The sequence below is a fragment of the Kitasatospora sp. NPDC048365 genome, assembly GCF_043200835.1.
GTDB lineage: Bacteria > Actinomycetota > Actinomycetes > Streptomycetales > Streptomycetaceae > Kitasatospora > Kitasatospora terrestris.
This window is the reverse complement of sequence record NZ_JBICYJ010000016.1, coordinates 127,766-138,950: the sequence shown is the minus strand read 5'-3', so window position 1 is coordinate 138,950 and position 11,185 is coordinate 127,766. Positions and strand designations below refer to the sequence as shown.

Annotated in this window: 7 protein-coding genes; 5 read left to right on the top strand and 2 right to left on the bottom strand. The window is 74.2% G+C overall.

Annotated elements, in window-relative coordinates:
• Window positions 1–92: 92 nt before the first annotated feature.
• Together ACGFX4_RS18580 and ACGFX4_RS18575 are read left to right on the top strand one after the other, a co-directional pair.
• Entirely contained in the window at window positions 93–935 is an 843-nt protein-coding gene (locus ACGFX4_RS18580) for an ABC transporter ATP-binding protein (RefSeq protein WP_393075200.1), read from the top strand.
• Window positions 932–2,353 carry an amidase gene (locus ACGFX4_RS18575; RefSeq protein ID WP_393075197.1) on the top strand — a complete coding sequence of 474 codons (1,422 nt, stop codon included), beginning with the start codon at window positions 932–934 and terminating at the stop codon, window positions 2,351–2,353. Before ACGFX4_RS18580 ends, ACGFX4_RS18575 begins: the two co-directional genes overlap by 4 nt.
• 23 nt (window positions 2,354–2,376) lie before the next feature.
• On the opposite strand, the gene ACGFX4_RS18570 is transcribed toward ACGFX4_RS18575, so the two are convergent.
• Entirely contained in the window at window positions 2,377–3,075 is a 699-nt protein-coding gene (locus ACGFX4_RS18570; protein ID WP_393075194.1) for an exonuclease domain-containing protein, read from the bottom strand.
• A gap of 110 nt (window positions 3,076–3,185) precedes the next feature.
• Window positions 3,186–4,442: an SAV2148 family HEPN domain-containing protein gene (locus ACGFX4_RS18565; RefSeq protein WP_393075191.1), complete on the bottom strand. Its 1,257-nt coding sequence runs from the start codon at window positions 4,440–4,442 to the stop codon at window positions 3,186–3,188.
• A 256-nt stretch (window positions 4,443–4,698) separates the two neighbouring features.
• Between ACGFX4_RS18565 and glgX the strand changes: the two genes are divergently transcribed.
• The 3 genes from glgX to treZ all read left to right on the top strand — a co-directional run bounded on the left by glgX (window position 4,699) and on the right by treZ (window position 11,175).
• Window positions 4,699–6,816 (top strand): glycogen debranching protein GlgX, encoded by a 2,118-nt coding sequence (gene glgX / locus ACGFX4_RS18560; RefSeq protein WP_393075189.1) that lies wholly within the window; start codon window positions 4,699–4,701, stop codon window positions 6,814–6,816.
• Between the two features lie 250 nt (window positions 6,817–7,066).
• Entirely contained in the window at window positions 7,067–9,442 is a 2,376-nt protein-coding gene (gene treY / locus ACGFX4_RS18555; protein ID WP_393075186.1) for a malto-oligosyltrehalose synthase, read from the top strand.
• Window positions 9,439–11,175 (top strand): malto-oligosyltrehalose trehalohydrolase, encoded by a 1,737-nt coding sequence (treZ, locus tag ACGFX4_RS18550; RefSeq protein WP_393075183.1) that lies wholly within the window; start codon window positions 9,439–9,441, stop codon window positions 11,173–11,175. The genes treY and treZ overlap by 4 nt, the downstream gene beginning before the upstream one ends.
• Window positions 11,176–11,185 lie beyond the last annotated feature (10 nt).

Here is an 11,185-nt window from a genome sequence, read left to right as displayed (position 1 = left end):
CGGTCCGCTCCTGCTCCCCGGCCCCGCGGCCGCGCGGCCGCCACCCGGGCCTGCTCCGCAGGGGTGTTCGCCCCGACCGCCGGGAGGCGGCCGTGACCGGTGCCCCTTCCCCCTCCGGCCTGCTGGTCTCCGGCCTCGGCAAGCGCTTCGGCCCGCACACCGCCGTCGACGACGTCTCCTTCATCCTGCCGCCCGGCGGCTCGCTCGGCATCGTCGGCGAGTCCGGCTGCGGCAAGACCACCACCGCCCGGATGCTGGTCGGCCTGGAGACCCCGGACACCGGCACCGTGCTGCTCGACGGCCGCGACCGTTCGGCCCGCCCGCGCGGCCGGGCCGAACGGCTGGCCCGCGCCCGCGAGATCCAGATGGTCTTCCAGGACCCGTACCTCTCGCTCGACCCCCGGATCACCGTCCGGGACTGCGTCGAGGAGGTGCTGCGGCTGCACTCCCCGCTGAGTGCCGCCGCCCGCCGCGACCGGGCCGCCGACCTGCTCGACCGGGTCGGCCTCGGCGAGCGCGAGGCGGCCGCGCTGCCCCGCCGGCTCTCCGGCGGACAGCGCCAACGCGTGGCCATCGCGCGGGCGTTGGCCGCCGAGCCGAAGGTGCTGATCCTGGACGAGGCGGTCGCCGCGCTGGACGTGTCGATCCAGGCGCAGATCCTCGACCTGCTCGCCGGCATCCGCCGGGACACCGGCCTGTCCTTCCTCTTCGTCAGCCACGACCTGGCCGTGGTCCGCCACCTCACCGACCGGATCTGCGTGCTGCGGGCCGGCCGGGTGGTCGAGTCCGGCGCCACCGAGGCCGTCCTGAGCAACCCCCGACACCCGTACACCCGGCTGCTGCTGGCCTCCGTCCCCCGCCCCGGCTGGCGTCCGGAGCACATCGCCGAGCAGCGCCGCTCCCTGGCCGCCCCCACCGAGGACCTGGTGCCATGACCGAACTCGCCCACCTCCCCGCCACCGAGGCGCTGCGCCGCTTCCGCGACCGCTCGCTCTCCCCGGTCGAGCTGATGACGGCGGTGATCGAGCGCGCCGAGGCGGTCGAGCCGACCGTCAACGCCCTGGCCGAGCGCACCTTCGAGGAGGCGCTGGCCGCCGCCCGCACCGCCGAGGCCCGCTACGGCGGGAAGGGCGAGCCGCCCCGTCCGCTGGAGGGCCTGGCGGTGGCGACCAAGGAGGAGCAGCCGATCGCCGGCCGCCGTGCCACCGACGGTTCGCTGGCCTTCCGGGACGAGATCGCCGAGCAGACCCACCCGGTGGTGCAGCGGATCCTGGACGCCGGCGGCATCGTGCACGCCCGCACCACCACACCGGAGTTCAGCTGCGCGGCGTTCACCCGGTCCCGGTTGTGGGGCGTCACCCGCAACCCGTGGAACCCGGCGTACTCGCCCGGCGGCTCCTCGGGCGGCGCGGGCGCGGCGCTGGCCTCGGGCAGCACCACGCTGGCGACCGGCTCCGACATCGGCGGTTCGATCCGGCTGCCGGCCTCCGCGACCGGCACGGTCGGCTTCAAGCCGCCGTACGGCCGGGTGCCGGCGATGGCGCCGTTCAACCTGGACACCTACTGCCACGACGGCCCGATGGCCCGCACGGTCGGCGACTGCGCGCTGCTGCAGAACGTGATCGCCGGCCCGCACCCGCTGGACGCGGTCTCGCTGCGGCCCAAGCTGGTCCTGCCCGAGCGGTTCGAGGGCGTCGCCGGGCTGCGGGTCGCGCTCTCGGTGCACCTCGGCGACTGGCCGGTCGACCCGGAGGTGGCGGCCAACACCCGCGCGGTCGCCGAGGCGTTGCGCGCCGCCGGGGCGGTGGTCGAGGAGGTCGAGGTGGGGATCACCCGGGCGCAGGTCCGGCGCGCCGCGATGATCCACTTCGGTTCGGTGTTCGGCCCGTACGTCTCCTCGGTCGCCGCCGAGCACGCCGAGCTGCTGACCCCGTACGCGCTGGCCTTCGCCGAGGAGGCCGCGGGCTTCGTCGCCGAGCCCGGCGCGTTCCTGGAGGGGCTCTCCCTGGAGGGGGAGGTGCAGGCCGTGCTGGGCGCCCTGCTGGACCGCCACGACCTGCTGCTCTGCCCGACGATCGCGATCCCGGCGTTCGCCGCGGACGACGACTACACCGTCACGAAGGTCGAGGTGGACGGCGTCCTGCTGGACCACTACATGGACGCCGCGATGACCACGGTGTTCAACATCGCGAGCCGCTGCCCGGTGCTGAGCGTGCCGTCCGGGCTCGCCTCCAACGGCGTCCCGACCGGCGTGCAGCTGGTCGGCCGCACCTACGAGGACGCCACGGTCTTCCGCGCGGCCGCCGTCGTCGAGGCCCTCCGCCCCTGGCCGCACGTGCCCCCTGGCCTGTAGGCCCGCCCGGGGTGGGCGGCCGCCTAGCGCAGGGGCCAGCGCGGGTCTATCACCACGCCCGCGTCCTTGCGCCGCAGGAACTCCTGCAGGCCCTCCGCCCACTCCCGGTGCCAGCCGATCTGCCGCCGGTGCAGCTCCTCCGGCGGCAACTCCCCCGCCTGGCGCGGGAACCGCTCGCCGAGCGCGACGGCGACCCGCACCGCGGCCAGCGCGTCGCTGCCCGCCTGGTGCGCGTCCAGCAGCTCGACCCCGTACACCTCGCAGACCCGCTGCAGCGTCCGCGAGCCCTTGCGGTACTTGTCCAGCGCCCGGTCGATCACCATCGCGTCGACCACCGGCCCGACCGGCCCGCCGAGCCGCTCGGCCAGCACCGGCCGCCCGTGCCGCCGGAGTTCGGCGTCGAGCAGCGACAGGTCGAAGGCCGCGTTGAACGCCACCACCGGCCGCCCGGCGGTGAGCCGCTCGCACAGCGCGGCGGCTATCTCCTCCACCGCCTCGGCGGCGGGCCGGCCGCGCTCGCGGACGTACCCGTCGTCGATCCCGTGGATGGCGGTGGCCTCGGCGGGTATCGGCACCCCGGGGTCGAGCAGCCAGTTGCCGGTGGTCTCCAGCCGCCCGCCGACCGTGTCCACCAGGGCGGCGGTGACGATCCGGGACTCCTCCGGATCGGTGCCGGTGGTCTCCAGGTCGAATCCGACCAGTGGCCCCTTCCACCAGGTCATAGGCGTGTCCTTCCGTCGTCGCGCGGTCGCCCGCGCGGCGACGTGGACCATCATCCCGTGCACCTGTGACAAGCCCGACGGCGCCCTGAGGCCTGCCTGACGGACAAGCCTCAGGACACCGCCCGGGAGTCGGCCCAGACGCCCTCGAACTCCTCGCGGTAGACCTCCAGCAGCCCGGGCTCCGGCCCGGTGCCGTTGCGCAGCACCAGCGCCGGGGACTCGATGCCGCGGGCCCGCCGCAGGTACGGCTGGACCACGCCGAGGTCGCTGGAGCGCCGCCGGCCGCCCGCCGGCCCGGCGAGCCGGGGGCCCTCGACCAGGTAGGCGGTGAAGCGCGGCATCTCGTCGAACACCCGGATCTCGAACGCCCCGGGGTCGCGGAGCCGGGCCCGCACCCGCCGCACGTGCATGATGTTCATCTCGATCGACCGGCCCAACTCGCCTCGGCCCAAGCCGAGTTCGCGCTCCCGCCGGCGGACGGCGCTGCTCGCCGGGTTGAGGAAGAGCAGCCGCACCCGGCACCCCTCGCCGGCCAACCGGACCAGCCGCTTGCCGGTGTAGTTCTGGCACAGCATGCCGAGGCCGATGCCGACCGCGTCCAGCCGGCGGGCGCCGTCCAGCAGGTCCTCGACCGGCAGGTCGCGCTGCAGGCGGACCCGGTCGGCGTGCACGGCGACCACGTCGGCGTACCGCCCGGCGACCAGCTCCTCCACCACGTCGGACGGCAGGCCGCCGTGGCCGCCGTCGAGCAGGGCGAGCAGCCGCGCGGCCGCCCGCTCGGTCTGGTCGAGGACGGTCTGCGAGAGCGAGCGGTTGCGCGAGACGACGTGCCGGGCGACCTCCAGTTCGTCCAGCGCCAGCTCCACCTCGCGCCGGTCGACCAGGTACGGCTCGAAGCACGGCCAGTGCTGCACCATCAGCTCCCGCAGCTGCGGGAGCGTCAGGAAGACCAGCGGGTCGTCGTCGGCCGGGTCGAGCAGGTAGCCCTTGCGTCGGCTGACCTCGCGGACGGCGCCGGAGCGGTGCACCCACTCCTCGCCGGCCGGGCCGGCCGCGGCGGTGACCCACTCCTCGCCGTGGGCGGGGGCGTAGACCGGGCGCAGGACCTCGTCGACCAGGTCGCGCATCCGCTGCTCGACGAGGTTCAGCCAGACGTAGGCGCGGCCGGCCAGCCGGACCCGGCGGTAGGCGTCCTCCCACTGGCCGGAGCTCCAGGCGAGGGTGGGGCCGTCGACGGTGGGCTGGGGGGAGAGCGGGCCGCGGCCCGGGCTGCCGGGGCGGATCACCAGGGTGGGCGCCTCGCTCCGCCCGGTGAGCGGATCCTGGCCGTCGGGGCCGCCGCCCCTGCCGCCGGCGGGGAACCCCATGCGCTACCTCACCTCTCGCTGCCGCCACACCACAGAGGGTGACGGTGCGTCACTCCGGACGATCAAGGGTATCGCCCGGCACCGCCGGGCGGCAGCCGTTGCCCCACACCGGCGGCATCACGGGGCCCGGTCCGTCCCGCCCGAAACACCACGGACACCCGTTCGGGCGAACTACTGCCAAATGGATGCGGTGTTCGGCGAAGCGTTGGGGAGTATGCGACATGAGCCGTACGCCTCCCAGGGAAGTCGAGGACATATGCAGGTCTGGCCAGGGCAGTCGTACCCGCTCGGCGCCACGTACGACGGCGCGGGCACCAACTTCGCGGTCTTCTCGGAGAGCGCGGACCGGATCGAGCTCTGCCTGCTGGCGGAGGACGGCTCGGAGACCGCGGTGGAGCTGCGGGAGACCGACGCCTTCGTCCGGCACGCGTACCTGCCGGGCGTGCAGCCCGGCCAGCGGTACGGCTTCCGGGTGCACGGCCCGTACAACCCGGGCCTGGGCCAGCGGCACAACAGCGCCAAGCTGCTGCTGGACCCGTACGCGAAGGCGATGAGCGGGCACATCGACTGGGACGAGTCGGTGTACGGCTACCACTTCGGCGCGCCGGAGCGCCGCAACGACCTGGACTCGGCGCCGCACACCATGCACTCGGTGGTGATCAACCCGTACTTCGACTGGGGCACCGACCGGCCGCCGCGCACCGACTACCACCGCACGGTGCTGTACGAGGCCCAGGTGAAGGGCCTGACCAAGCTGCACCCGGGCATCCCGGAGGAGATCCGCGGCACCTACGCGGGCGTCGCCCACCCCGCGGTGATCGAGCACCTGGCGAAGCTGGGGGTGACGGCGATCGAGCTGATGCCGGTGCACCAGTTCGTCCGCGACCACCGGCTGCGCGACCTGGGGCTGTCCAACTACTGGGGCTACAACACGATCGGCTATTTCGCCCCGCACTCCTCGTACTCCTCCGGCGGCGACCGCGGCCAGCAGGTGCAGGAGTTCAAGTCGATGGTGAAGGCGCTGCACGCGGCCGGCATCGAGGTGATCCTCGACGTGGTCTACAACCACACCGCCGAGGGCAACCACCTGGGCCCGACGCTGTCCTTCCGCGGCCTGGACAACGTCTCGTACTACCGGCTCGCCAAGGACCAGCGCTTCTACGAGGACACCACGGGCACCGGCAACAGCCTGCTGATGCGCTCGCCGCACGTGCTGCAGATGATCATGGATTCGCTGCGCTACTGGGTCACCGAGATGCACGTGGACGGCTTCCGCTTCGACCTCGCCGCCACCCTGGCCCGGCAGTTCCACGAGGTCGACCGGCTGTCCTCGTTCTTCGACCTGGTCCAGCAGGACCCGGTGGTCTCCCAGGCCAAGCTGATCGCCGAGCCCTGGGACCTCGGCGAGGGCGGCTACCAGGTCGGCAACTTCCCCCCGCTGTGGACCGAGTGGAACGGCATGTACCGGGACACCGTGCGCGACCTGTGGCGCGGCGAGAACGCCGCCCTCGCCGAGTTCGGCTCCCGGCTGACCGGCTCCTCCGACCTCTACCAGGACGACGGCCGCCGCCCCATCGCCTCGATCAACTTCGTCACCTGCCACGACGGCTTCACCCTGCGCGACCTGGTCTCCTACAACGAGAAGCACAACGAGGCCAACCACGAGGGCAACCGGGACGGCGAGTCGCACAACCGCTCCTGGAACTGCGGCGCCGAGGGCGACACCGACGACCCGGCCGTCCTCGAACTGCGGGCGCGCCAGCAGCGGAACTTCATCGCCACCCTGATGCTCTCCCAGGGCGTGCCGATGCTCTCGCACGGCGACGAGCTGGGCCGCACCCAGCTCGGCAACAACAACGCCTACTGCCAGGACTCCGAACTCACCTGGGTGCACTGGCCCGAGGGCCCCGGCGCCGAGACGCAGCTGCTGGAGTTCACCCAGGGCATGATCTGGCTGCGCCGCGACCACCCGGTCTTCCGCCGCCGCCGCTTCTTCCACGGCCGCCCGGTCTCCGGCACCCACGACGACCTGACCGACATCGCCTGGTTCACCCCGGGCGGCGAGGAGATGACCAAGCAGGACTGGTCGACCAGCTACGCCAAGTCGCTGACCGTCTTCCTCAACGGCAACGCCATCTCCGAGCCCGACCGGCGCGGCGGCAAGATCGTCGACGACTCCTTCCTGCTCTTCTTCAACGCCAGCTCCGAGCAGCTGGAGTTCGCCGTCCCCGCCGACCACGGCGAGGCCTGGACGGTGGTCGTCGACACCACCCGGCCCACCCTGCCCGCCCCCGGCACCGGCACCCGGGTCAAGGCCGGCGACACCCTCTGGCTCACCGACCGCTCGCTGATGGTCCTCCAGCGCCCGGCCTGACCCCGGCCCCGGCCGTCCCGGCGCGCCCGCTCGGGCGGGCAGCCCGGACGGCCACCACGACGGGATCTCGCTCTCCGGGCAGAGCCCCGAATCCCCCGGGTACCCGCACCCCGGGCGCGCGCCCGAGCCCCACAGCAGCGTCCACGCCCCTGCGGACGCACCCGCACCGCCCGTGGTTCCGGCCGGGCCCGCCCCCCGGTTGGCGCAGTTCGATCCCATACCGGCCCGGGTGCCCGGGTAGGCATGAGGCATGACCTCAGCCGCCGCACACCCACCGACGGCCAGCTACCGGCTGCAGCTCCAGCCGGGCTTCACCCTGCAGGACGCCGAACGCGCGGTGCCGTACCTGGCCGCGCTCGGCGTCTCCCACCTGCACCTGTCGCCCCTCCTGGAGGCCGCACCCGGGTCCACGCACGGCTACGACACGGTCGACCACTCGCGGATCAGCGAGCAGCTCGGCGGCGAGGCCGCCCTGCGCTCGCTGGCCGACGAGGCGCACCGGCACGGCCTCGCCCTGATCGCCGACGTGGTGCCCAACCACATGGCGCTGCCCGTCCCCGAACGGCTCAACGGCCCGCTGTGGCAGGTGCTGCGGGACGGCCCGGACTCGCCGTTCGCGGCCTGGTTCGACGTCGACTGGACGGCCCAGCCGGGCCCGGCGGACGCCCCCGCCCGGGGCCGGCTGCTGCTGCCGCTGCTCGGCGACCGGCTCGGCGCCGTCCTCGACCAGCTCACCGTCGACGGGGACGTGCTGCGCTACCACGAGCACGTCCTGCCGCTGCGCCCCGGCACCGAGAAGCTGCAGCTGCCCGAGCTGCTCTCCCGCCAGTGGTACCGCCTCGCCTGGTGGAAGCTGGCCGCCGGCGAGCTGAACTACCGGCGCTTCTTCACCGTGAACGAGCTGATCGCGGTCCGGATGGAGGTCCCGGAGGTCTTCGAGGCCACCCACGGGGTGCTGCTGCGGCTGCACGCCGACGGCGTGCTGGCCGGCTTCCGGATCGACCACCCGGACGGCCTCGCCGACCCGCGCGGCTACCTGCGGCGCCTGTCGGAGGCCACCGGCGGCGCGTACACGGTGGTGGAGAAGATCCTCACCGGCCCGGAGGAGCTGCCCGCCGACTGGCCGTGCGCCGGCACCACCGGGTACGACGCGCTGCGCCGGATCGACGGCGTGCTCACCGACCACGCCGGGGCGGAGCGCCTGGTCACCGCGTACCAGCGGGACGTCGCCGACCGCACCACCGCCGCCCAGGCCGCCCGGCAGGGCCGCGCCGAGCAGACCGCCCCCGGCGGCGAGCTGGCCGCCGAGACCGACCGGCTGGTCCGGCTCACCCAGCGGATCTGCGCCGCCGAGGCGGCCCTCGCCGACCACTCCCCGCTGGACCTGCGCCGGGCACTGACCGACCTGTTCACCGCCTACCCCGTGTACCGGCCGTACGTGGTGCCCGGCGAGGACCCGCCGGCCGAGGCGGTCGCCGTGCTCGGGGACGCCGCCGAGGACGACGCCACCGGCCGCCTGGTCCGGGACCTGGCGCTCGGCCTGCTGGGCCGCTCCGAGGCCAAGGACGAGTTCTGCGCCCGGTTCGCCCAGACCGCCTCCGCGGTCGCGGCCAAGGGCGTCGAGGACACCGCCTTCTACCGCTGGAACGCGCTGCTCAGCCTGAACGAGGTCGGCGGCGACCCGGGCCGGCCGGGCGTGACCCCCGCCGAGTTCCACCGCTGGTGCGCCGAGCGCGAGCGCGCCTGGCCGGACGCGATGACCGCGCTCTCCACCCACGACACCAAGCGCAGCGCCGACGCCCGCGCCCGGCTGGCCGTCCTCTCCGAGCTGCCCGAGGCGTGGGCCGCCGAGTGCGCCGCCTGGACCACCGCCGCCGGCCCGTGCGCCGACCGGCCGACCGCCTGGCTGATCTGGCAGACCCTGCTCGGCGCCTGGCCCGCCTCCGCGGAGCGGCTGACCGGCGTGATCCTCAAGTCCGCCCGCGAGGCCAAGCGCCGCACCTCGTGGATCCGCCCCGACGAGCGCTTCGAGCAGTGGCTCACCGGATACGTCCGCGGCGCGCTCGCCAACCCGGTGCTGTGCCCGCGGATGGCCGGCTTCGTCGAGCTGATCGCGCCGTTCGCGCGCAGCAACTCGCTCTCCTCGGCGCTGCTGCAGCTCACCGTCCCCGGCGTCCCCGACCTGTACCAGGGCAGCGAGGAGCCGCTCTACACCCTGGTCGACCCGGACAACCGGGCCCCCGTCGACCTGGACGCGCTCGCCGTCCGCCTCACCGACTCCCCCGCCGACCGCGCCGACGACCTCGCCCGCGAGAAGCTGCACCTCACCACCACCGCCCTGCACCTGCGCAAGACCCACCCGTTCGGGCCGTACGCGCCGCTCGCCGCGAGCGGACCGTGCGCCGACCACCTGCTGGCCTTCGCCCGCGGCCCGCGGCTGATCGCCGCCGCGACCCGGCTGCCCTACGGCCTGCACCGGGCCGGCGGCTGGCGGGATACAGTGCTGGAGCTCCCCGAGGGGCGCTGGACCGACCAGTTGACGGAACGTCACTTCCTCGGCGGGCCGGTGGAGTTGTCGTACCTGCTGAGCCGCTACCCGGTGGCTCTGCTGACGGAGGTCTCGTGACGAGCTACCAGGTGTGGGCCCCCGACGCAGTCGTGGTCGAGGTCGAGGTCGGGGCCATCCCGTACCTGATGACCCGGATCCCCGACCGGCCCGGCTGGTGGGAGGGCGAGGCACCCGAGGGCGACTACGGCTTCCGCCTCGGCGGCCGGCCGGCCCTGCCCGACCCGCGCTCCGCCCACCAGCCGCACGGCCCGGACGGGCTCAGCCGCAAGGTCGACCACGCCGCCTTCCACTGGTCCGACACCCCGTGGCACGGGCGGCCGCTGCCCGGCTCCGTGGTGTACGAGCTGCACATCGGCACCTTCACCCCGGACGGCACCTTCGACGCCGCCGCCCAACGCCTCGACCACCTGGTCGACCTGGGCGTCGACTTCGTCGAACTGCTCCCGGTCTGCCCCTTCCCCGGCCGCTACGGCTGGGGCTACGACGGCGTCTCGCTGTGGGCCGTGCACGAGCCCTACGGCGGCCCCGAAGGCCTCAAGCGCTTCGTCGACGCCGCCCACCGGCGCGGACTCGGCGTGATCCTCGACGTGGTCCACAACCACCTCGGCCCCTCCGGCAACTACCTGCCCGCCTTCGGCCCCTACTTCACCGACCGCCACCACACCCCCTGGGGCTCCGCGGTCAACCTCGACACCCCGGGCTCCGACGAGGTCCGCGCCTACCTGATCGGCAGCGCGCTGGCCTGGCTGCGCGACTACCAGATCGACGGGCTGCGCCTGGACGCCGTGCACGAGCTGGTCGACAACCGGGCCCTGCATTTCCTGGAGGAACTCGCCGTCGAGGTGCGGAAACTGGCCGACGCCACCGGGCGGCCGCTGTTCCTGATCGGCGAGTCCGACCTCAACAACCCGCGCACCACCACCCCCCGGCAGGCCGGCGGCCTCGGCCTGGACGCGCAGTGGAGCGACGACTTCCACCACGCCCTGCACGCCCTGCTCACCGGCGAGTCCCAGGCCTACTACGGCGACTTCGGCGCCGACCCGTACGCCGCCGTCGCCAAGACCCTCACCCGCGGGTTCTTCCACGACGGCACCTGGTCCACCTTCCGCGGCCGCCACCACGGGCGGCCGTTCCCCGCGGAGTACGGGCACCGGCTGCTCGGCTACCTGCAGACCCACGACCAGATCGGCAACCGCGCCACCGGCGAGCGGCTCTCCGCCCTCACCACCCCCGGCCGGCTCGCCGCCGGGGCCGCGCTGGTGCTCACCTCACCGTTCACCCCGATGCTCTTCATGGGCGAGGAGTGGGGCGCCTCCACCCCCTGGCAGTTCTTCACCGACCACACCGACCCCGGCCTCGCCGAGGCCGTCCGGCAGGGACGGCGCCGCGAGTTCGCGGAGTACGGCTGGAAAGCCGAGGAAGTACCCGACCCGCAGGCCCGCTCCACGGTGCTCGCCTCGGTGCTCGACTGGACCGAGCCGCAGCGCCGACCGCACGCCGAACTCCTCGACTGGTATCGGCAGTTGATCCGCCTGCGCCGCACCGTCCCGGAGCTCACCGACGCCGACCTGTCCGCCGTCCGCGTCACCCACGACGCCGAGCAGGGCTGGCTCGCCGTCCACCGCGGCCCCTACCGGGTCATCGTCCACCTCGGCGGCCAGACCCCCCTCGCCGTCCCCCTCGACGCCCCCTACCGCGCCACCCTCGCCCTCCACGGCGACTGCTGGCCGGGCACCGACGACCACCTCTACCTGGCCCCGGACACCACGGTGATCGTCCAGACCGCCTGACCGCCGCCGG